Genomic DNA, 22,997 nt, shown 5'->3' with positions numbered 1-22,997 from the left:
TGTAACTCGGCACATTCAAGCCTTAACCCCCAACTGGTTAAATTTTAGGGGGGTGACAACTATCCTGCCAGAGGGGGACCTTCACAGTTGCGTATTCCTCATTACCTGTGATGCTTAGACCTGGTGGCTATAAGTATGAGACCAGTGTTGGTCGCTATGATGGTGGGTATACCGTTGATTCTAAACGATCTGATTTCTTTTTAGGATCTTTAATTTATGGTCTGCCTACAAATAGTACATTATATGGTGGCCTATTATTTGCGGATAATTATTTTTCAGCAGTAGCTGGCTTAGGTGTATCACTAGGCACTTTTGGTGCTTTATCTATGGATATTACCCATGCTACGGCTAATATGGATGGCGATTTAGGAGACCGCGCTGGACAATCATACCGTGTTCGTTATTCGAAAAGTATGATGTCGACAGGGACTTCTATCGATTTAACTGCTTTACGCTATTCTACTCGATCTTATTTTAGTTTTGCTGATTTCAATAACTATGACTATAAGTTGAAGGATGGGGTTGCGCCTTGGATTAACCAACGTCAGAGAGCGAGTTTTACCACTTCTATAACGCAAAGATTGGGAGAATATGGTAGTGTTTTCTTATCAGGAAGCATCTCTGATTACTGGGAAATCAACCGTGAAGTTCGTCAGATGGTGATGGGATATAACGGAACTTATAACAAAATAAACTATGGTATTACATACAGCATAGATAGGATAAAAGATAATACATCTTGGCCTGAAAATAGAATGGTATCAGTAAATGTCAGCATACCGTTCAGCATATTTACCAACAATGTGTTAGCGAAGGATATATATAGTACTTATTCATTTAGCCAGAATAATGATGGCTATATTGATCAGCAAGCAGGAATTTCAGGTAACTTGTTAGATAATAAAATTTATTATGGTATTACGCAAGGGTATGGGAATAAAGGCGTCGGGAATAGTGGTTCTTTAAGTGCTGGTTATTCAGGTTCCTCGGGTAATATTTCCTCTGCATATAGCTATTCTAAGAATAGTCAATCAATGAACGCAAGTGTCAATGGCGGCCTATTATTACATTCGGGTGGTGTTCTATTCGGGCGTACTATGGGAGATAGTATGGCGATCATTGAAGCTGAAGGTGCAGCTGGTACTAAGGTAAGTAACCAAGATGTAGAGGTTAATAATCGAGGTTATGCATTGTATCCTTATATATCTCCTTATAACGCAAATGTTATAAATATGGATGTCAATACACTACCTAATGATGTTCTTCTTAGAGAAACCAGTAAAACGGTTTATCCCGCAGCAGGGGCAATTGTTAAAGTTAAATTTGATACTAAAGTTGGATATCAAGCTGTTATCAACTTAAAAATGTCGAATGGTACTGTGCTGCCGTTTGGGGCTGTAGCATCGTTAATTGAAGAAAATGCAACCGAAGAAAATACAGGTATTGTTGGCGATAATAATCAGTTATTTATGAGTGGGTTACCTGATTCTGGTAAATTGCAAATTCGTTGGGGTGCAAATAGCAACCAACAATGTTTAGCGTCATTCTCTAACTTAGGCAGCATTAATATAAGTAAAGGACAGGCAATCCGTACTATCTCTATTAATTGCCAATAATTTGTTATACCGGACTCTTACCTTATTAAAATTTTAAGAGGGGCTATGAAATTTTTTATTAAAAATAAGTCAATTAATTCACCGTTAATATTGTTGATATCACTGATTTCATTCTTTCCAATGAAATCGATGATAGCAGCTCAGAACGGCGGTACAATGACATTAACATTAGAAGGTATTATTGACTTAGAGCACCCGAAGGCAGCAACGGATCCCTACTTAGTCGAAGGTAGGCTGTCTGGTCGAACTTCTACAACCTATAACTATATTTATGGGTCCAAAACTCAAGCGTGGACATCACCGGATTTTGCGATTTTTTCTATTTCACCTCGCAGTACATCTTGTGTTGATGAGCCTATTGTGGAAGGGGGGCCGAATGCAACTGCAGCCCTGCAGAAAGTTCCTGGAGTCAATAAAGTTGGAATAAAACTTACTCATGCTAGCGGCGCTTATGCCTATATTGTTCCTAGTTTAGGTTTTTCTGTAAAACTTTCAGGAAATAACAATATAGGTTCATCAGGATTCGTTAAAGAAAGCTATAGTGGTGTAGTATTCGAAGATGTACCTAATTTGGTGGATAGAAGTACTAAAGGCAACCGTCAGTGGAAGCTTTGTTACACACCACCGGATGGGACAAGAGCTCCTGGTGGTTATAATTCAAAAAGGAATGTTAGTGTATATATAGCAGGTCCAATGCAAATGTATGCACCTGTGCCTATACAACCTGGCCGTTACTCATATAGTGGAATTCCATTATATGTTGGCTCTTATGGTCAAGATAATGATCAAGATGGTGTTAGTACATTACAAATTTCAACTAGCTTGAACGTTGTAAGGGTTTGTAGTATTTCTGATGTTAGCCAAGACAATTTTACTATTATTGCTGGTAGAGAAACTGAGTTTTTCAGACAATCCAGTTTTAAATATAAATGTACAGCAGATAATAAACCAATTTACATTTCTGCGATCGCTCGTGAAGGAACTGTGGATTCAGCTAACCAACATAAGTTATGGTTCGACCGAACTGGTGGAAACATAACCTCTAATACGCCATATCTGTTAGCATTACCATATGCAGCTGGTAGTAGCGGAAGCTTAACTTGTAAGGACGAAGGAAAAGCGGGCTTATTGAATTTTGCTAACCAAGAAGAAACCTTATTAGGGTTAAACTCTGTTTCTAATGTAGTTCAAGATCTAAATATTAAGTGGGCTATTTGCTTAAATCCGAATACAGAGATAGGAAAGTATAGAGCACGTGTTGAAGTATCTATATATACTAAAGTTTAGCAATATCAGTGGAATTATTTTATTAAGAAAATTGGGTGATAAAATGTTTTTCCGTTCACTAGGGTTAGTTCCATTATTTTTATCTTTATTTTTTAGTTTTATAAGCGTCTCTTGGGGGGAGAATAGAACATTAGTTTTTCCCTACCAAAGAACAACATTTATTGAAGGTGAGAAAAGTGTGTCATTTAGAATTTTGAATGATACAGATAAAACACCTTATTTAATGCAATCATCTGTTGAATTATTAGATGAAGGTAGTGGTCTTGATATAAAAGAAAATAATATAAATATTCCTTTTATGGTCACTCCTCCACTTCATAAGCTGGAAGCTGGCAACTCTTATACTTGGCGAGTTATGTTTATTGGTGATAATGATAAATTAGCGAAAGATAGGGAAACGGTTTATATTGTAAAATATAGAGCTATCCCTCCATTAGACAAAAACATGCGAGAAAATAATAGTAGTATTGATGTCAATACTATTCAAGTCCTTCACTTTAAAGTTTATTATAGGCCTAAGCAATTTGCTAATTTAACCATAGAAAATGAGCAAAAAAAGATATCCTTTAGGCGAGAAGGAAATAATATTATAGTTAAAAATAATTCACCAATTTATATGTCCTTTGAAAGTTTGGCTGTTAATGGAGTATCCGTTGATTACAAAGAATTATTTAAGCCAATTAAGCCACTATCAGAGCAAATATTCATTTCAGATAGCAAAATCCGTGATGTAAATACGATTACATGGAGTGTGTTGGATGAATTAGTATTAGAATTGCCTAAAAATACATCAACACTGTAATTTACAGGTAATGTTATAGTATTTAGGGCTAGGAGTAACTTGATTTGTTTAATAATGTAATCCTATGTATTACTGAGAGATCCAAATGCAAGATATAATGTATAAACTGAAGGATTACGAGAAAGAAAAACTATCTACCTTTTTATTTTTTATTCTTTATTTTTTGTTTTTTTTCTCATCTCTAGCCTTTTCAAAATCCGATACTAACTTTCGTCTTGTCATCCATGGCGGAGCAGGGGATATTACAGAACGTTTACTCACTCTTGAATTACAAAAAGGGCATGAAGAGAAATTAAAGGAAGCATTACAGGCAGGATATTCCATTTTAGCTCAAGGTGGCGATAGTATAGATGCCGTTCAAGCGGCTGTGATCGTAATGGAAGACTCTCCGCTATATAACGCAGGTAAAGGGGCTTCTTTAACTACAGATAATAAAGTGGAATTAGATGCTTCTATCATGGATGGTCGCGATCGCAAAGCTGGCGCCGTAGCGGGTGTATCGAATGTAAAAAACCCTATCATGGCCGCCTATAAAGTGATGACTAAAACCCCTTATGTGATGATGGGAGGAACCGGAGCTGAACAATTTGCGAAATCAGAAGGGTTAGATATTGTTGATGAATCCTATTTTATTACTGAAAAACGCAGCGAACAATTAAAGAAAGTGAAAGAGATCAGCCGGAAACTCGATCAAGAAAAGGGAATTAACGCCTCGCTATTTATAGACCCGCTAATGTTTGATTATAAGTATGGCACTGTGGGTGCTGTTGCCGTTGATAGCCGCGGAAATGTTGCCGCAGCAACCTCTACAGGTGGCAGTACTAATAAACATTATGGCCGAATTGGTGATTCACCCATTATTGGAGCTGGAACATATGCGGATAACAATACAGTTGCAATTTCTACAACTGGTTTAGGTGAGGTCTTTATCCGAGGTGTTGCTGCTTATGATGTTGTTGCTCAAATAAAATACGGCAATACGCCATTGGCTGAAGCCACAATGAATACTTTGAATTCAGTGAAAGATATGGGAGGCACTGGAGGTATTATCGCTGTAGATAATAAGGGCAATTTTGTTATGCAATTTAATACTAAAGGTATGTTTCGTGGGATGATTGATCAAAATGGTGTTTCACAAGTTGCAATGTTTGGTCTTCAATAGATTATCTTTCTGATTTTACTTATTTTTTAAGAATTGAATTTGAAATTACTTGTTTCCCATGTTGACGGTTTTGCCTACTTAAGCGTAATTGTTGGTAGGCTTTTTTTTATTGGAGTTGGCATGTAAAAGCAGAAGAAGATTCATCTTTGATAATATAAAGATTATCACTCATTTTAGTTATATTAATATAGTACTTGATTTTATCTTTTTCTAATTGAATGAAATTAGAAAATAGCTTCTCAGGTATATTATCTGAATTGGTTACTGATGAAGATTTAAAGGTAACAACATAATTACCATTGTGGTCAATCGCTAAGTAATTAAAATAAATTGCTCTATTAAGTCGGTAGATTTTTTTATCATCTTTTAAGTAGCCATACATATTCATGCGACCATAATTTTTTGTTGAAATTTGTAAATTAATCTTTTATTTCAAGCTCAACCCATTCTGTGTATTATTATCTTTAATCCATAATATTTCAGAATGGCAGATTTGAACATTGTGATTATTTTTATTGATAACAAAGGATGCGGTTGATGCGGTTGCGATTAAAAATAACGATACGGCAATATATTTTTTCATTCAAATTCTCTGATCATTAATCGATATGCAATCATGTTTAATGTTAATGCTGCTACAAATGCTGAGAGATATATTTTTATCAATGGAATAAGCTTGATTTAAGTCTGACAAAAGAATGATTCTTTTGGGTTCATCACATCGAATATTATATTTATCCAGCTTGCTATGTATTAGATTGATATTATCGCTAGAAACTTTAGCTAGCATATTAACCGGTGCTTGTATGATACATTTTTCACGTGAACTGACTGACAGGTAGTCACTCGTTGGATTTTCCTTAGCCATATAATACCAAAAAAATAAATTAATTAAATAGCATATCGCTATTGTTGAAATAGCTAATAGCAATATTTTTAAAGTTTTTTTGTTTAATATTTTTTTGTTTTTATTTTTAATCGCGAGTGTCGTATTGATATTGCTACTATCGTCTTCTCCAGTTAATAATTCCGAGTTATTGGTATTTTCATCAAGTGATAAGTTTTCTGATATTGTGTTATCAGGGAGTTTTTGAGATAACTCTGAATTTTCGATATAGTCATGCTTACTTATATGGAGGGGATTAATTTCATTATTTTGTTCGTCAGATTTTACGTGTATAACGATATGACTATCAAGACGAAATCCTTTTTTGGGTACTGTAACAATACACTTAGGATCAATACCGACCTGCTCTAATTTTTTTCTTATTTCACTAATGTAAGTATTTAAATTATTATTAGAACCGACAAGGCCATATTCTTCCCATACATTCGTTAAAAGTTCATCTCGTGTTGCGAGTCCTTTTTTTAAATTTAATGAGATAATCTCATCGAATAATCTAGCAGCAGGTTTAGATAATTCAATAAATTGATTTTTATCATCTTTTGAGTATATTAAGCTTGTGTTTTTTTCGAAAATATATTTTTCGTCAATAGTGTAGTCATGTGACTCGTTCATAGATGCCGTCTGCTCTCTAATTAAAATAACGAATAGAAAATCTAAAAGTAATAACAGCCAATTTTAATAAATAGGCTGAATAAATATTATTATTTAACTTCTTGTTGTTATAGTTTAAATAGGGATTCAATTTACTGCAAGTTTTATGCGATGAGCTTTTTTGTAATTAATTAGCAAATTTATTGAATTGATACTTTGGTTGGGTTTAAAAACTGTATTAAAATAATTTTTAGGTGATTTAATTCATATTGCCTACATATTTGTTGTTAAAAAAATATATTAATCCAAATAAATCCATTCTTACCTATGGATGTTCTTTTGTGGGAATAATCCTAGGTATTTGCACTTAAATTAATGCCTTTGTTATTTTATGAGAGACAGAAGTTAATTTTGTAAAGTTTACACTTTATTAGGCGAAGAAATTAATCTTCGCCTAATATATTAAGGATTAATATTTATATTCAATACCTAACCAATAGTTACGGCCTTCTTCAATATAACCATTAGTGTATTCATAGGATTTATCAAATAAGTTGTTCACTGAGGTGTTAACAGAAATACCTTGGCCAAAATCATAATCTAAGCGCAGGTCAGTTTTAGCATAGCCACGTACTTTGCTTTCTGCATCAACATAATTAAATGCCCAACTTCTTGCTTCTTCGGTAATGGTAATGCTAAATGGATCGTATGGCGTGAATTTCACCCAAGCAAAGGCTTTGTGGGTAGGTAATTCGGCAACGTGTTTTACACTGTAGTGCTTAGGATCAGCGTGAATATATCCGTAGCTTAAACCAGCTTCCATCCAATCAGTGATTTGTCCGTTAGTCCCTAAATCAATCCCAAAGTAGTCAACTTTGCTACTATTGCGGTTTTCAAGCACGTATCCCCCATTTTTATTAGTACCAACACGATGGGCCATAATCGCATCAGAGACATGGTTGTAATAAATACTTGATGTATATGACCAAACTGGGGAGATATGACCTTTATAGGTCAAATCGTAAGTTAGGGCTCGTTCTGTATCAATATGAGGATTAATGATAAAGGTATCATCACTTTTCATTTTTTCTTTGGTATAGCGTTCTTTTTGTGTTGGGAAACGGCTTCTTTCTGATACCGAGAACTGTACGGTATCTTCATTTTCTAAATGGTAACGAGCCATCATTTCCCAGTTGAATGCATGTTGGCTATTGCCATCATATTTTTCAAAATCACCTGATTTGTAATCATAACGTTTGCCGTCGGCACTTTTGCGCCAATCGTAACCAATACCAGCGATAATATCGAGATTATCCATCGCAACCCATTGATATTCTGTAGCAATAGAATAGGTATTATCTTTATAGTGGTCGAATGGGACATCTCTCTTTGCACGTGCGCGGTGAACGTCTTCTTTCCAGTGTGCGGCAAATGACAGCATATCTAATTCACGCACGGTGAAGTCAACACGCATGTCAGCCCCATTACTGTAGTCATCATAGCGGCTGTAGTTATAGATACCGTCTTTATAGTCTTTAACAGACCTATATTGATGGAGTGTATTCTTAAATGTGTCGTGGTACAGACGGCTCTGTAACGCGATATCATTGGTTATTTGGGTTGTTCCATTGAAATAAATACTTTCTTTATCATAAGCTGGCCATTGCCAAATTTGAGGTTTGGTGTTTGTTACACTCGGCGGGCTGTTTTTATCACCATCTTGCTTTAGATAGGTAACCACATACTCGTCAGCTTCACGGGGTGTCCAGCCCACTTTCACCATCATACGTTTATCGTCTGTTGCAGAGTTAGGACGGCGTCCATTATTTCCCGCCAATGGGTTATCATTTTCTGAACTCGGGATCCCCATAAAACGTTGCTTATATTGGCTACCACTGACTTGAATAAAACCTAAGTCATTGCGGCCACCTAAGCGTGCACTAATATTGTGGGCATTATCTGCGCCACGAGCGAAACCTTGGTTTAAGCTGATATTGGCCTCAAAAGGTTTTTTAGGGGTAGCGGTGGTTAGGTTAATCGCTCCCCCCATCAAGTTTGGACCTTGTAATAGTGAAGTATATCCAGTTGATAGCTCAACGCTTGCGAGTTCGCTCGTCATAAAGCGCCCTAGGTCAAGGGTGCCATCATAAGGGACATAAGTTGGGATGCCATCAAAAAAGATAGGGACTTGGCGGCTATCAAATCCACGTACATTCACTTGGGTTTCGTTGCGATTACCTGATTTTTGAATGGATACACCTGGCATTGTACTCAGTGCTTGTGCAACGTTGGTTTTATTCAATTGTGTCATTTGCTCTTGCGTGATGACATTTGGATCCGCTGCTAATGGTGTACTCCAAACAGACATCACGTCAGTGTTTTTTTCTGCTTTAGGGTCAGACGCGGCGTGTCCCTGTGCTGCGAATAAAGCCATCCCAACCAAATAGGTAATTTGTTTTATTTTCATTATCTCTTTCCAGTTTTATGAATAACGATATATTATTTTTTATATAACGATATGCGTCATTAACCACAAGCGAATGCAGCCTACGAGGTAGGCTGTTTTTACAAATGATTTTTTTGACGCTAACTACTTAGGTTACTGCTTAAAAATATGTACTTTAATATCTCGCGGTGCTGCGTAGTAAGGGGCTGATGTAACCAATAATGGCACCCCTGTTTGTGCGAATGCTTCGATTGTTTTTAAATTAATTCCACCTGCAATGGACAGTCGACAAGGCCGACTTTGTTGCTTGGTGAGTTCTTGTAGCCGCTGAATTTGTTCAATGGGCAATTTATCTAGCTGAATAATATCGGCTTGCGCATTGATAGCGAGAATGGCTTGTTCATAGTCATCCGCCTCAACAATAATCATTTTTTCAGGGGCGGCTTGGCGTAGTGTTTTAATATGACTCACCCAATCATTTGGATTTTCAAGGCATTGGCGATGATTGGTGAACAGTAAAATACTTTCTGCACTACCTGCTCGGTGAATAATAGCGCCCCCAGCCAAAATCGCAGTTAAGGCAAGGGGTTTAGTATGAGGAATGGTTTTTCGCGTGCACGCAAGTTGCCCATCCGGTTGATATTGATGCAAAATATTTACCATTTGCTGGGTGTAGTGGCTGACACCTCCACACCATTCCAGTACGTTTTGTACCGCTTTCCAGCCCTGATGTAAGGCTTCAATCGGCCCAGTGGCGCGAATTAAAACGCTTTGTGGGGCAACTTGTTGGCCATCTTGAAAGTGACAATCACAAGTGATCCCAAGTTTCTCTAACATACGTCTGGCGATGGTGACCCCACTGATGCAGCCCCCAAATTTGGATGCAAAGGTCATCACCCCCATTTGAGCCTGCAAGCCGAGCGCACGGGTGGTAAGGTCGCCGTACTGGATATCATCTAGCAGTAGTTGGTCGATTAATGTATCAGGCACGTAAATCATAATGTCAGTTCCGATTCATCGACCACATCCCAAGAGACCATTGCCCAATCTCTGGATGGATAAGGGATTGTTTTGCCTAGTGCCGCTTGTTCATCATAATACTGACGTAAGATAGCGGTTTCTCCTGGTGTAATATTTTTAAGGGACCAATTGACACTGTCAGCGAAAGTGTCAAAGCTATCAAATCCACCTTTATTTGGACTTTTAATAAAATCAACGCGCGCATTGATGCCCATTTGATGCAATATATTCACTGCATAAATATAGGTGGGTAAACGAACCACTTCGCGGCCTATTTTGCGAATTATTTTTTCATCAATAAATGTTGGGTTGATGGTATGGGTCGTGTATACCCGCAATTTTGTTTGGCGATTAAGCTTCAGTAAGGCTGCTTTTAAATCATCAACGAGTGTTGAGCGTGACGCCACTGAAATATCGACTTTGGGTAATGAACTCCAGTCATCTTCCCATGCCAGTTGTTCAAAGCGCGCATTGGGAATATTTAATTCTTTCGCCCGCAGTTCAGCCATTTCGAGCATGCCGCGGCTATAATCAATACCTATCGTTTCCTTGAATTCATTAGCAAGGCAAAGGCTAACTGAACCTGGGCCACAGCCCACATCAAGCAAGATTTCAGCGCCTGCTAAATCCATTAATTCACGAAAGCGCACTAAGTATGGGTCATGGGGATTAGCGCAAGTTTGCGCCATTTGTTGTGCTTTTTTATCCCAATGCTCTGGCTCTTTGCGGCTTCGTTGGGCTTGTTGCATATGTTGCTGATACATTTTTGCAAAATTGATTTGATTAATTAACATGATCCCTGACCTTAACTAGAAAATGTTGATGGAAGCTGAAAGTGAGATTGAATGCTGTGTTTATCCACATTATAGAGGGCTGCTAAGTTAGTAAGTGTTAACATACATTTAGATGACCCTTGCCTCGCTTTGTGGTGCTTATCGAGCAAAATAACATTATCAGCGATAGCAGCGGCATGTTGTGGGTGATGGGTTGACATCAATATCGTCATACCATGGGATTTAAGCTTTTCAATTTGCTCAAGCAAGCGAATTTGGTTACCAAAATCAAGGCTAGCGGCAGGCTCATCCATAATTAGAAGTAATGGTTTTTGTATTAAAGCCCTTGCTATCAATACTAACTGTTTTTCTCCGCCACTAAGCGTGCTGTATAGCCGTGTTGCCAAATGTGAAATGCCAAGGTACTTTAGTTGTTGATATGCTAAATTTTTTTCGGTCTCTTTAGGGACTGAAAATAATGAAATATGGGGAGTTAAGCCCATCATGACCATATCGACTACAGTGAAAGTAAAGGGGGTATCATGGGCTTGGGGAACATAGGCGACAGTTTTGGCTATTTCGCGTGGTTTAAAAGTTTGAATTCCTTGCCCATTGAGTAGGATCTCGCCTTTAATTGCAGGTAATAACCCCAGTAAAGTTTTCATTAAGGTGGTTTTACCGCAGCCATTTGCACCTAATAAGCAGCTAATCTCCCCCTTAGGTAATGAAAGATTAATGCCATCAATGATAGCTGTGCCATGATAACCAATTGCGACCTCTTGCAAAGATACAATGCTCATTTCACCCGCCTTGTCTGCAATAAAATAGCTAAAAAGAAGGGCGCACCGATTGCAGAGGTTAAAATGCCTATGGGTAATTCAATCGCGGCGATAGTACGTGCTAAGGTATCAGTAATGAGTAATAAAATAGCTCCAATTGCCAGTGATGCAGGGAGCTGATAGCGAAAGTTAGCACCCACTATCATTCGGGTAATATGTGGCACAATCAAGCCTATCCAACCAATAATTCCAGCAATAGAAACAGCGCTTGCCGTGAGCAGTGTTGCACAAATAATAAAGATAGCTCGAGTTAAACTGACATTGATCCCAAGGCTTTTAGCTTCTTCATCAGATAAGCTGAGTAAATTCATGCGCCAGCGCAATAATAATAGCGGAATAATACCGATAACCATCAGAGGTAATACTGACATTAAATCTGCTTGGGTAATTGATGATAACCCGCCTAAGAGCCAAAAAGTGATGGAAGGCAACTGGGTGTAAGGGTCTGCAAGAATTTTCATCAATGAAATTGCTGAACCACATAACGCACTGATAGCGACACCGACAAGAACCAAAGATAAAATGGGGTCATGTTGACGCGCTAGTCGGGCAATAAAGCACACTAAAGTAACGGTAATTAGGCCACCAATAAATGCACTTAGCTGAATGTAAAATAATGATTGCCCAAAAAAAATACCGATAACAGCCCCCACGCCAGCACCCGCTGAAACCCCTAAAATATCTGGTGAAACCAATGGGTTACGGAACATTCCCTGATAAGCAGCACCTGCAATAGCCAGTCCTCCACCAATAACAATAGCGGCTAATGTGCGCGGGAATCGTATTTGCCAGAAAACGGTTTCATGCCGCGGATTACTCAACTCGCTGTGAGAAGGTAACTGACTAGTGAGCAGGTGATAAAGCTCATTTAGCGTAAGTGAGTACTTACCACTTATCAAGGCGATAATAAAGCTTATTAATAAAATAACGATTAATAAAAGGGATTTTCCGCCTTGTTTCAATACACCATTCATGATTTTTCCATGAGCCAATCAATCTGCTCTAAAGTCAGTGGAGAATGGTAAAAATGGGTAAAAAATTCAGCAATATCATGCTTGATATTTTCGGCAATACTCTTATCGAAATGGCTCTGTAGCCGTCTCATGCCGAGTAAGCGGTTAACTCCCGGAGGCCCATCTAACCAGCCAAATGGCATACCGCTGAAAACCAGTAACTGGTTGTTAGTAATGGCATCTAGCCCTTTCCATAATGCAGAGTTTGTGATCAATTCAATGGCTTCGTCATATTGCGTTATAATGATGTCAGGGTTCCATTGATATAATTGCTCCATAGAAACCGTTGTCAGTCCATGGAAGTTAGGGATATCAACTACATTACGCAAACCAAGCATTTCAATGGCTTCAGTATGAATTGAGCCTTTAGCGCCGGTTTCTAAACCTTTTGCTCCTCTCGCGAGGTAAAAACTTAGTGATTTCTGTTGGTTTTGATGAGCAAATAAGGCAGCATCATCAATATAGCGTTGAGCAAGTTGGCCTAACTTTTGAGCTTGTGGGATAACGCCTAAAACCTCACCGAGTTGCATAAGCTGTTGTGGCGCATCTTTTAACCCTCCAGCCATTAATAAATAAGGTACATGGGTTTGTTGGGCAACCTTTTCTGCTTGTGAAAGATAGGTATCATTAATATTACCAGTATCAATAATTAAATCTGGGTTATAGGATAGAAGCTGTTCCAAGGAAAGCGTACTGCCTCGACCTGCTAAACGACCATATACGGGTAATTCGAGCCATTGCGCTGCAAAAAGGCCACTGTGTCCTTTTTTCAGTGAAATTGAGGAAAATCCCACCATTTTTTCGGGGGCTAATGCGAACATCAATAGATCAGAAGGGGGGCCAGAGCTGATGACGCGTTGAATATCCTTTGGCGTCGGAAGATGACCAAATAAAGCTTTTTCAACTGCTGGACGAGTTTGTGCGAAGCTCGGCAAACTGTAAAAAGCAGCAAGTACTGCACTTGATTTAAGGAACTGCCTACGATTGATCGCCATAGTCTAATTTCATCTATTCGTTATAATAATAATTATATAGCGCGAAAATTAGCGGAGTCATGATAGAGAGTCAACTATAAAAATCGCATTGTTCGGAAAATTCGACATTTATGTGATGTAAATCAGTAACAAAGATTGCTATCCATTAACAGATAGCAGAACATGGTTATCGTTAACGAATTGGATATCGCTTTGAACTTATGAAGAAAAAAAGACCTTCTCTACAGGATGTTGCCGACCAAGTTGGCGTCACAAAAATGACGGTGAGCCGTTTTCTACGAAACCCAGATCAGGTTTCAGAAGCTTTACGTGAGAAAATCGCCCAAGCTGTGGAGGCTTCCGGGTATATTCCAAATAAGGCGCCCGATATTTTATCGAATTCAACTAGCCATGCTATTGGGGTGTTGCTTCCTTCATTAACTAACCAAGTTTTTGCCGAAGTGATTCGTGGAATTGAAGCCGTGACAGACCGCCATGGCTACCAAACCATGCTCGCTCACTATGGTTATCAGCCCGAAAAAGAAGAAGAGCGGCTGACTTCACTACTTTCTTATAATATTGATGGCGTGATTTTAGCCGAACGAACACACACTGAACGAACGCTGCGCATGTTGAAAACCGCGGGGATCCCCGTTGTTGAGATTATGGATAGCGTTTCTCCTTGCCTAGATATTGCAGTTGGTATTGATAACTTTGAAGCGTCTCGCCAAATGACTCGGGCGATGATTGAGCGTGGCTGCCGTAAGGTTGTGTACTTAGGCGCAAGACATGATGAACGTACTTTTATCCGCTTGAAAGGTTATGAACAGGCAATGCTCGATGCTAATCTTGAACCACGTAATGTGATGACGCAGGCTAGCTCATCGTATTCGCTAGGTGCCCAACTACTGCACGACTGCCGTGATAAGTACCCAGATACCGACGGTTTATTCTGTACCAATGATGACTTAGCGATAGGGGCTATTTTTGAATGCCAACGTTTAGGGATTCAAATTCCGCAAGACCTTGCTATTTCAGGTTTCCATGGTCACGACGTAGGGCAAGTGATGACGCCAAAACTGGCGAGTATTTTGACGCCAAGAGACCAAATGGGGCGTAAGGCGGCAGAAGTCTTGTTGGCAAGAATGTCGGGTAAGAAGCTAACGGATACGCATTTTGATGTGGGGTTTTGTGTCCTTACTGGCGAAAGTATCTAATTATTCCTCGTCATACTTCGCGCTGTCGCGTTGTTGCCTGTACTCGCCAACCCTAGTCACATACTTATGTATGCTCCTAGGGCTTGACTCGCTTGGCGCCTAGCGACAACACGAACTATTTAGAGGAATGCTTTAAGGGGAGTAATAAAGTTTAAATATACTTTTTGTTTTTTGTTTCTATATTGATTGCGAGTTTTGCTTTGTCTTTCACCTGCCTCTTCTGAAGTCAGTTTGAGAGTATCATCACAGATCTGTTTTCTTCTTCACCAATTTGATTGCCAAATAAATCCGCACTGATGATAATGTTACCCGTAACTTGTTACCGGTAACAAAAGCCGGTTTTTAACTAAAGCCAGGACAATAGTGAATATCTGAGGAGTTTCCTATGAATGATACCCAAAAACAAAACTATACATTTGTACTAATGGGGGTATCGGGTAGTGGTAAGTCTGCTGTTGCTACCGGTGTTGCACAGCAACTACAAGCTGCTTTCCTTGATGGTGACTTTCTTCACCCTAAATCAAATATTTTAAAAATGGCATCTGGTCATGCATTAAATGATGACGACCGTAAACCTTGGTTAGTCGCACTAAATAATGCCATTTTTGCAATGCAAAGAACTAATAAGATATCGCTGGTAGTTAGCTCTGCACTGAAAAAAAGCTATCGTGATATCTTAAGAGAGGGGAACCACAACCTCTATTTTATTTACCTAAAAGGTGATGCGGTTGTTATTGAAGAAAGATTGAAAGCACGTAAAGGGCATTTCTTTAAGCCTGAAATGCTGAAATCGCAATTTGATGCCTTACAAGAACCTGGCGCGGATGAACCTGATGTGCAGGTTGTTGATATTCGCCCATCCTTAGAAAACGTGATTGAAAATACGTGTTCTACTATTCGTAAGATTGTCGCTGGAGATAACTAATGAATACCCCAGAAACATTAAGCACGTTAACGCTCGTGCTGACGGCAGTCGGCTCTGTCGTTTTACTACTTTTTTTAGTGATGTATGCTCGTTTACATGCTTTTGTTGCACTCATGATTGTTTCTATTGGTGCCGGTTTATTTTCAGGTATGCCAGTACAACAGATCACGGAAACCATGCAAAAAGGAATGGCGGGAACCTTAGGTTTTCTTGCTATCGTAGTCGCTCTTGGGGCAATGTTCGGTAAAATTTTACATGAAACAGGGGCATTAGATCAGATTGCGAATAAGCTACTTAACCTATTCGGTGAAAAGAATGCTCACTATGCAGTGGGTGTCGCAGGGCTGATTTGTGCGCTACCACTCTTCTTTGATGTGGCTATTGTCTTGTTAATTGGTGTGGTGTTTGCGGTAGCGAACCGCACAGGCCATAACGTTGTTCGCCTTGCTATTCCATTATTTGCTGGGGTAGCCGCTGCGGCAGCGTTTTTATTACCGGGGCCAACACCAATGCTAGTTGCATCACAAATGGGGGCAGACTATGGCTGGATGATTTTAATTGGTTTGTGTGCTGCTATCCCAGGTATGATTTTAGCAGGGCCATTATTTGGTAAGTTTATCAGTAACTTTGTTCATATTGATATTCCAGCAGATTATCAAGCGCCAAATACAGAACATGGCAAAATGCCAAGCTTTGGATTTAGCTTGTGTTTAGTGCTTTTCCCGTTGGTATTAGTGGGTTTAAAAACAATCGGAACGCATTTAGTTGAAAAAGGAACCCCCCTTGAGCATTGGTTAGAGTTTATCGGTCACCCTTTCACCGCATTACTGTTAGCGTGTTTACTGGCGATTTATGGCCTAGGTTTCCGTTATGGTATGGATAAAGAAAAAGTCATGGCGATTTGTTCCGCAGCGATTCAACCTGCTGGGATCATTTTACTTGTGACGGGTGCTGGTGGCGTATTCAAACAAATTTTAGTGGATTCAGGTGTAGGCCCTGCACTAGGTGACTCTTTAATTGGTGCTGGTTTACCAATTGCTGTTGCTTGCTTTGTATTAGCGGGTGCAGTGCGTGTCATTCAAGGTTCTGCAACGGTTGCATGTTTAACAGCGGTAGGTTTAGTGCTACCTGTTATCAGTGAGTTAGGTTACTCAGGAGCACAGCTGGCAGCATTAGCTATCTGTATTTCTGGCGGTTCATTGATCTTAAGCCACGTGAATGACTCTGGTTTCTGGTTATATGGAAAATTCACTGGTGCGACAGAAGCGCAAACGCTAAAAACATGGACGGTAATGGAAACTATCCTTGGTACGACAGGGGCAATTGTCGGTATGGTGTTCTTCATGTTCTTGTAATGTATTTTATGAAAATACATCAGAGCTAAATGTATTGAATTAAAACGCCCGCTATTAAGTGGGCGTTTTGCTTATTTAGCTTAGGCTAATTTTAGGGATGATAATTTTATTATGGTGTTGTGGCGAATTAATGTGTTTAGCATGACCCGGTGATAATGCAATATGCTTCGTAAAAAATGAGGTTAGTCCTAAGTCGTGAGTAGAAAAGAAAATAATTGATTTATCTAATTCAAACTCTTGCCTCATTAATTGTAAGAATGAGAGTGCATCAGAGGTCGCCATAAATGATGTCGATTCGTCTAAGAATATCATTTCAGGTTGTTTTATCAGAGTCAGAGCGAGCTGTAACTTTTGTTTTTCCCCTGTAGATGCGGCGATATCGGTGATGAGTGTATCGTCTAAGGTTTCCTTACTAATCAGTAAGGATGGGCAACATAATTTGGTAAGGTGAACAATTGTATTGTTATCGAATACACCGTAGAAATTAAAATTATCACGAATGCTGCCATGAATAAATGTTGAAATACCATTATGGTAGGCAATTTTTTCTGTTAAAAAGCATTGGGAAATTTCATCGATACCAATACCATTGATTGTAATATCCCCTGATGAGTATTCTGAAATCCCACATAATGCTTTCATTAGTGATGTCTTTCCTACGCCTGAAATACCAGTAATACCAATAACATCGCCGGGTTTGGCTTCAACATCAAGCTGATTAATAATGGTTTTACCATTAATGCTAACGCTAAGATTTTTTGCACTAAAATGTTTTATTGAATCTGTTGTTATACCATCTGCTTTGAAATGGATAAGTGGGTTGTTTTTTAACTGATCAATACTGGATTTGATATGAAATAGATGTGTTTTCACCATAAATAAGCGATTAATGGCACTTGTAATTGCACCAGAAAGTCGACTATTAATGATCATCACGGCGATAACAGAAGCCAAGCTTAGACTGCCTTCACCAATAGCCAAATAGCTAGCTACGTACATTACTATCATAGATAAAAACGTATTTACTTTGATAATTTCCATCCAATGGTGATTGGCCTCATTTAGTTTTAATTTTATTTTTTCATCTTCATTAGTTTTTATACTGATGTACTGTTTAAAATGGTTATCTCTGGCAAAACAAAGCTCATGTTTTTTTTGTTCCAATGAGTAGTACATGGCTGATTTTTCATAGTTTAAGGTATTCGCTCGGAGCATGTTTTTATAGGAAAGAAAGCGGATGTGTAGGCATAAAAAGATAAGCCCAGCGTAATAGCTCAATAGCAATAATGAATAAAAACCTAACATACCAAAAATGCAAAATGAAAATAAAATGGCTAACCCGACATCATAAATAATTTGAGGCTTAATTTCCCAAACTTGTAAGATTGATGCTTCTGCTGTTCTCACTTTAATTGAGGCACTTTTACAACTAGATTGTTTTAATAAATTAATAAAATAGCGATTAAAAGTACTGATGTTAAGCTTTATTTTTTTTGTGTTCTGTTCATGAATAATGTGTTTAATAAAAAACTCTAAGCCAATAACGACAATGAAAATAAAACTAATATATAAAAGTGAGCTTATAGATTCACTATAAACTAAGCGGGAGTTAAAAAGATTTGAATATAAAGGTAATAATAGTGCGAATACAATTAAAGGTAATGACAATAAGCTAGATTTTGGTGTTAACTTAATCAGTGATTTATATATGCTCTCTTCATTGAGTGTGTTTTCACTTGCAGAAAATGAAAACAAATGTTTATTTTCAATTAGTTGTTGTGTTATTGCTATGTCGGTTGTTAGATTAGTTAGCTGGCCTCTATGATTTTTGATGATAATATATTTCCCATCTGCTATCTCCATAATAAAGAGAGCTGGTAGCTTTTTTTCATTAAAATCTGAAATAGAAGTGTATTGATAAGTGAAAAAATCATTATTAATAAATTCATTTATATTATTTAAGATATATTTATTATCATAAGAGAGTGCTGGAGAGGAAAATGGTTCTCCTAATATCTTAAAGTATTGATTAATAACATCATGGAAACTACTTTCTTTCATTTTCTTCACTCTTTAGGAAGCAAGCGTTAACCCCTTGATTATCCTTAATAGGTTTTAAGGCTTTAATGTGTACATTAGGCGTGTTTTTTTTAATTAATACCGTGTTATAGATGGTATAGGTCATTGCTGCGTCAAAAGATATGTTATTTCCATAACTGCAATAAACATCAATAGATTTAACCTTTTTATGATCAATTAGTTTTAAGGTGTCATGGCTAAACATTAACGATGTCATGATGTTATTGCCATTGCCATTTTTATTGTCATTATTACTATCGGTATTTATAGATGAAGACGCTTCAGTATTGTGGTTATCAATTCCTATCAATGCCGCCTTGTCTTTATTTTTTTCAGCAGCCATTGTGCTTGATAACACATTAGCTAAGAGCACAGCCATAAGTAATGTCATAGTTGCAACAGCAGCAGATAATGCAGAAATAAAACCTAGCATAAGTCACCAAACGTTAAATATAATGTTATCGCTAATTAATGCGGTTAAATAATGAAGTACTGAAATCTCTTTACTAGAGATATAGAGCATCACTGGCAAACCGTCATGTTCTGGAAGGAGCTCCGTATTTTGTTCTGGTGTAATTTGTACTGAATAATAGCGTTCTTGACTGTTCCGCTCCCTATCACTAAAGGAATCAGCGCTGATTTTTGTAACTTTCCCGTTAATGATTTTTTTAAACCCAGGGGAGTTCACCACAATTTTGGCTGGTAGCTGTGGCGCTATAAAAGGGCGATACTTCGCTAATATTTTACCTTCAATAACCCGCGTACTTTGCTGTTTTTTAATCACCATCACTAAATTTGAGGCTTCAACATACGAACCTTTCTCTAAATCTTTTTCGATACTTAATACAATCCCGTCTGCTGGTGATAACACACTATTCGCTCTTATTTTATTGCGCAGTAATTCCATCTGACCACTGTTTTCTAATTTCTCTTTTTTTAGTCGATTAAGTAAAGTTTCATTTTCTTGTATTTCCCCGATAAGTCGTGCGGTATACTTCTTTTCTTGCAGTGAGATTTCTCGCAATAACCCTTGAGCATTTAATTCACCTGATGCTATTAGCGCGGTGGTGCGGCTGATTTCAGCATTATTATTGAGTTTTTCAATTTCAGGAGCTCTTGCGTTTTTTAATAATAAGTCCTTCTTTTTCAGTATGTTAATTTGATTTTCTAGTTCGCTAGACTCTTTAATTTGTGAGATATATTTATCTCGTAAATTACTTATCTCCATGCGTAAGAGAATATGACCATAGAGTTCTCTATAGGCACTTAAAGTTTTACTTTGTAAGCCCTTTGCAAAGAAAAAATATTCAGATTCCGTATTTATGCTTCCATCAAGGATTTTATTTAACAGTTTTTTGTTTTCTTCTAATTCATTGATGCGTTCATTAGCAAAAGTAACGAGGCCGGATAAGGTTTTTTCTTGATGAAAGACATCTAAATTAGTATAGGAAAATAAAACTTGGTCTTTTTCTACCTTATCACCAGTTTTAATAGCGAACTGATTAATAAATCCAGAAGCCGGGCTCACTATTTCTAGTCGATTGGAGACTCCTGAGATAATCCCCTCTCCTGGAGAGGATATTTCTATTTTAGCTAATATAATATAACCGATAAATAATGACGTGATACCTAGAAATATTTTTAATTTTTTAGGTGCCCGGTTCAGTTTATTTAGATAACGTTTCAATTTCAGCTAACTTCCCTGTTAATTGGATATATTCCATTTTGTTTTTCATATCAGCAATCATTAATTCAGCAATGCGCCTTTCCATTGTTAACATATCAAATAGTGTGTTCACCATTTCATAGAAAGAAGATTGTGATATTTCATATTCCCTTTGTTGGCTTTTAATTATTGAGCGCATGGTCTTACGTTGTTCATGTAGCCCTGTAAGTTCAGTCGAATTTGAATTAGCGATTAATTTTAAATTTTTAATTTTAGCTGTGGATTCTTTATATTTATAATCAGCTTTTCCTTTTGTTGCTTCATACAGTTTCAGTTGAGATTTTTCATTCAGAACTTTATCAAGGTCAAAGATATTTAATTTAACCTCCATTCCCATATAAGACTCGTTACGACTTCTAACTTGATCAATAAATCGTTCTTCGGCGATAAGATTAATATTTAAGAAGGGATTTTGTTGATAAGCATTTTCTTTCATTGCATCAGCTTGCATACGTAGCAAGTTATATTCGCTATTCTGTTGTGCATTTTCACTATCAATAATAGTTTCTTGTAATTTTTTTAATAGATTTTTTGGAACCGTTACACCTTTAGAAGGAAAGGTAATGCCTGATAAAAGCTCAATATTAGACTTATATTGCTCAATCTCTTTTTCTATATTTTGTAGCTCTGTTTCAATCCTCTGCATCAATAAAGAAGCTTGTTCAACATCACTGTATTTTGCTATGCCACTTTTATAGCGATGAGTAATAAGTTTGAAAATACTTTTAGCATTGCTATTTAAATCAGCTGTTGTTTTTGTTAGCTCATTGAGATAATAAATACCAATTAAGTTGTTAGTTGTCGAGGTGTAAAGTTCTTCTTTTTCCTTGTTTAGTGAAAGTGCTGATATTTTTAATTTTAAATTTTTTTCATTAAACCGGTGACTTAACGTAGTGTCATAGATCAATGAACTGGCAGTAATATTACTGTTAGTGCTGCCATCATGGCTTTTTATTTTTCCTGAAGCGGATATTTTTGGTAGATAATAATAATCTGTTTGTTTTGCTCTGAGGTTTTCAGCTTCTAATTCTAACGCTTTTATTTGAACTGGATTGGAGTTTTTTAATACTCGGCCAATAAATGTTTGGAAGTTTTCTACATCTTGATTGGCTAAGCTACAAGTTGGTAGTGATAATGTTAATAATAAACCTAAGGTGATGGGACGCATGTGCTTACTCCATTGATAATAAAGTTAATAGTTTTTTTCTGCTCTCAATGGTATTTTCTTTTAGCCATTGTGTAGTTTGATCTATTTTTAATATTTCTTCTGAAATTTTTTCATTCTGATTGTTTTTGTTTATTTTTTCTTCTAATAAGTAGACGGCTAATTTTCTTTTCCAGTCATCGTCAGCTTCTTTTATTGATTGTAAAACCTCTAAGTGTTCTTGTGCTGTGGAGGATAAAGCCAGAAGATGTGAGGAAATATCAGTTGCTAGCTCATTGCTTTCGGTCACGGAAATCATTTTTTGCGCTATATTGATATTCACTTTCTGTAATGTGTTCAGGGTTTCTTGAATATGATTAAGTTCTTCTGAGTAGTTTGCAGATTGTTGTTGAGTTTTTTTATTTTCTTTTTGGTAAAAGAAATGAAAGAAATTCAAACTCACTAACAGTAAAACTGAAATAGAAACCCCAAGAATAGAGGTTAAGAATGCAAAGGACATTGAATTAAGTGCCATTGAGATAGATGAGATCATGGCGTTCATTTTTTCTGAGACATCACCTTCTCCTCCAAGTGATGCTGATATTGCGGTGATCATCCCTGTTAATCCAATAAATGTTCCTATTAATCCTAATGACACAGTAACGGATGCAGATAATTTCGTTTGGTTTGAGAGTAATGTATAGTTGCTTTTTTTATTTTTATTAAATAATCGATGAAATAAAAATATAACTAAAGGATAAATATAAATCCCAATCATGGTGTAGCTGATTTCAGGGGCAAGTAATAGACATTGCTGAACCATTTCACGTACCGATTGTAATAAAAAACAAGCGAGAAACGTTGCGGCATAAAAAAATAATCCAAGATAATACATGTTATTTGTAATCCCAATAAATGCATGAGTTCCAACCTGGGCAATATTCACTTGTTCCTTGCTTTAGAACAATTTCTTTATTAATTCCCAGACTCTTAATTAGTGATGCCATATAAAGAAGGTTGTAGGTGTTTTTTTCTTTACTGTGGCTGATTTTATCATTGATGTAACCACTGATAATAATTTTATTACTTTTATTTTTAACTATTTCTTGTTTGATTAAAGA

At 37.3% G+C, this 22,997-nt stretch carries 20 protein-coding genes and 1 pseudogene; 8 read left to right on the top strand and 13 right to left on the bottom strand.

Annotated features, from left to right (window positions below):
* Positions 1-86 precede the first annotated feature (86 nt).
* The 5 genes and pseudogenes from SJ312_RS16295 to SJ312_RS16275 all read left to right on the top strand — a co-directional run.
* Positions 87-1,313: pseudogene (locus SJ312_RS16295) on the top strand (fimbria/pilus outer membrane usher protein); the annotation flags it as partial.
* A gap of 51 nt (positions 1,314-1,364) precedes the next feature.
* Positions 1,365-1,616 (top strand): FimD/PapC C-terminal domain-containing protein, encoded by a 252-nt coding sequence (locus tag SJ312_RS16290; protein ID WP_319868091.1) that lies wholly within the window; start codon positions 1,365-1,367, stop codon positions 1,614-1,616.
* Positions 1,617-1,661: 45 nt separating this feature from the next.
* Positions 1,662-2,903 carry a hypothetical protein gene (locus SJ312_RS16285; protein WP_094962855.1) on the top strand — a complete coding sequence of 414 codons (1,242 nt, stop codon included), beginning with the start codon at positions 1,662-1,664 and terminating at the stop codon, positions 2,901-2,903.
* Between the two features lie 43 nt (positions 2,904-2,946).
* Entirely contained in the window at positions 2,947-3,705 is a 759-nt protein-coding gene (locus SJ312_RS16280) for a molecular chaperone (protein WP_096865073.1), read from the top strand.
* An 85-nt stretch (positions 3,706-3,790) separates the two neighbouring features.
* A complete protein-coding gene (locus tag SJ312_RS16275; protein WP_176489332.1) occupies positions 3,791-4,867 on the top strand; it encodes an isoaspartyl peptidase/L-asparaginase family protein in 1,077 nt (358 codons plus the stop codon).
* Positions 4,868-4,973: 106 nt separating this feature from the next.
* Here SJ312_RS16275 and SJ312_RS16270 read toward each other — a convergent pair whose 3' ends face one another.
* From SJ312_RS16270 to SJ312_RS16235, 8 genes are all read right to left on the bottom strand, one after another.
* Positions 4,974-5,249 carry a FidL-like protein gene (locus SJ312_RS16270; protein ID WP_319868090.1) on the bottom strand — a complete coding sequence of 92 codons (276 nt, stop codon included), beginning with the start codon at positions 5,247-5,249 and terminating at the stop codon, positions 4,974-4,976.
* Between the two features lie 201 nt (positions 5,250-5,450).
* A complete protein-coding gene (locus SJ312_RS16265; protein ID WP_110592529.1) occupies positions 5,451-6,386 on the bottom strand; it encodes a winged helix-turn-helix domain-containing protein in 936 nt (311 codons plus the stop codon).
* Between the two features lie 448 nt (positions 6,387-6,834).
* Positions 6,835-8,832 carry a TonB-dependent receptor gene (locus SJ312_RS16260; protein WP_319868089.1) on the bottom strand — a complete coding sequence of 666 codons (1,998 nt, stop codon included), beginning with the start codon at positions 8,830-8,832 and terminating at the stop codon, positions 6,835-6,837.
* Between the two features lie 132 nt (positions 8,833-8,964).
* Positions 8,965-9,810, bottom strand: a complete 846-nt coding sequence (modD, locus tag SJ312_RS16255) for a ModD protein (RefSeq protein ID WP_096865054.1) — start codon at positions 9,808-9,810, stop codon at positions 8,965-8,967.
* The gene (locus tag SJ312_RS16250) at positions 9,807-10,625 is read right to left on the bottom strand and encodes a class I SAM-dependent methyltransferase (protein ID WP_272574935.1); all 819 of its coding nucleotides are present in this window, start codon (positions 10,623-10,625) and stop codon (positions 9,807-9,809) included. The genes modD and SJ312_RS16250 overlap by 4 nt, the downstream gene beginning before the upstream one ends.
* 11 nt (positions 10,626-10,636) lie before the next feature.
* Positions 10,637-11,404, bottom strand: coding sequence for an ABC transporter ATP-binding protein (locus SJ312_RS16245; protein ID WP_165880790.1), 768 nt, complete (start codon positions 11,402-11,404; stop codon positions 10,637-10,639).
* Positions 11,401-12,417 carry a FecCD family ABC transporter permease gene (locus SJ312_RS16240; RefSeq protein ID WP_165119638.1) on the bottom strand — a complete coding sequence of 339 codons (1,017 nt, stop codon included), beginning with the start codon at positions 12,415-12,417 and terminating at the stop codon, positions 11,401-11,403. Before SJ312_RS16240 ends, SJ312_RS16245 begins: the two co-directional genes overlap by 4 nt.
* Complete coding sequence (locus tag SJ312_RS16235) at positions 12,414-13,451, bottom strand: ABC transporter substrate-binding protein (RefSeq protein WP_110592525.1); 1,038 nt, start codon at positions 13,449-13,451, stop codon at positions 12,414-12,416. The genes SJ312_RS16240 and SJ312_RS16235 overlap by 4 nt, the downstream gene beginning before the upstream one ends.
* A gap of 200 nt (positions 13,452-13,651) precedes the next feature.
* Between SJ312_RS16235 and gntR the strand changes: the two genes are divergently transcribed.
* From gntR to gntU, 3 genes are all read left to right on the top strand, one after another.
* The gene (gene gntR, locus SJ312_RS16230) at positions 13,652-14,647 is read left to right on the top strand and encodes a gluconate operon transcriptional repressor GntR (protein WP_110592524.1); all 996 of its coding nucleotides are present in this window, start codon (positions 13,652-13,654) and stop codon (positions 14,645-14,647) included.
* A gap of 385 nt (positions 14,648-15,032) precedes the next feature.
* Positions 15,033-15,572 carry a gluconokinase gene (gene gntK, locus SJ312_RS16225; RefSeq protein WP_094962846.1) on the top strand — a complete coding sequence of 180 codons (540 nt, stop codon included), beginning with the start codon at positions 15,033-15,035 and terminating at the stop codon, positions 15,570-15,572.
* A complete protein-coding gene (gntU, locus tag SJ312_RS16220) occupies positions 15,572-16,927 on the top strand; it encodes a gluconate transporter (RefSeq protein WP_004261235.1) in 1,356 nt (451 codons plus the stop codon). Before gntK ends, gntU begins: the two co-directional genes overlap by 1 nt.
* 75 nt (positions 16,928-17,002) lie before the next feature.
* Here the strand turns inward: gntU and SJ312_RS16215 are convergent, their stop codons facing one another.
* Genes SJ312_RS16215 through SJ312_RS16195 form a run of 5 tightly spaced genes read right to left on the bottom strand, consistent with a single transcriptional unit; the run spans position 17,003 to position 22,822 of the window.
* Positions 17,003-18,988, bottom strand: coding sequence for an ATP-binding cassette domain-containing protein (locus SJ312_RS16215; RefSeq protein ID WP_319868088.1), 1,986 nt, complete (start codon positions 18,986-18,988; stop codon positions 17,003-17,005).
* The gene (locus tag SJ312_RS16210) at positions 18,975-19,439 is read right to left on the bottom strand and encodes a hypothetical protein (RefSeq protein WP_319868087.1); all 465 of its coding nucleotides are present in this window, start codon (positions 19,437-19,439) and stop codon (positions 18,975-18,977) included. The genes SJ312_RS16215 and SJ312_RS16210 overlap by 14 nt, the downstream gene beginning before the upstream one ends.
* A gap of 3 nt (positions 19,440-19,442) precedes the next feature.
* Positions 19,443-20,693, bottom strand: a complete 1,251-nt coding sequence (locus SJ312_RS16205) for an HlyD family efflux transporter periplasmic adaptor subunit (protein ID WP_110592521.1) — start codon at positions 20,691-20,693, stop codon at positions 19,443-19,445.
* Positions 20,674-21,900 (bottom strand): TolC family protein, encoded by a 1,227-nt coding sequence (locus tag SJ312_RS16200; RefSeq protein WP_319868086.1) that lies wholly within the window; start codon positions 21,898-21,900, stop codon positions 20,674-20,676. Before SJ312_RS16200 ends, SJ312_RS16205 begins: the two co-directional genes overlap by 20 nt.
* Positions 21,901-21,904: 4 nt before the next feature.
* Positions 21,905-22,822, bottom strand: coding sequence for a hypothetical protein (locus tag SJ312_RS16195; RefSeq protein ID WP_262411012.1), 918 nt, complete (start codon positions 22,820-22,822; stop codon positions 21,905-21,907).
* Between the last annotated feature and the right edge of the window lie 175 nt (positions 22,823-22,997).

Origin of the sequence: Providencia sp. CIM-Carb-044, from assembly GCF_033901115.1 — a bacterium.
In the GTDB taxonomy this organism is placed as follows: domain Bacteria; phylum Pseudomonadota; class Gammaproteobacteria; order Enterobacterales; family Enterobacteriaceae; genus Providencia; species Providencia hangzhouensis.
This window is presented reverse-complemented; position numbering and strand designations above follow the sequence as displayed.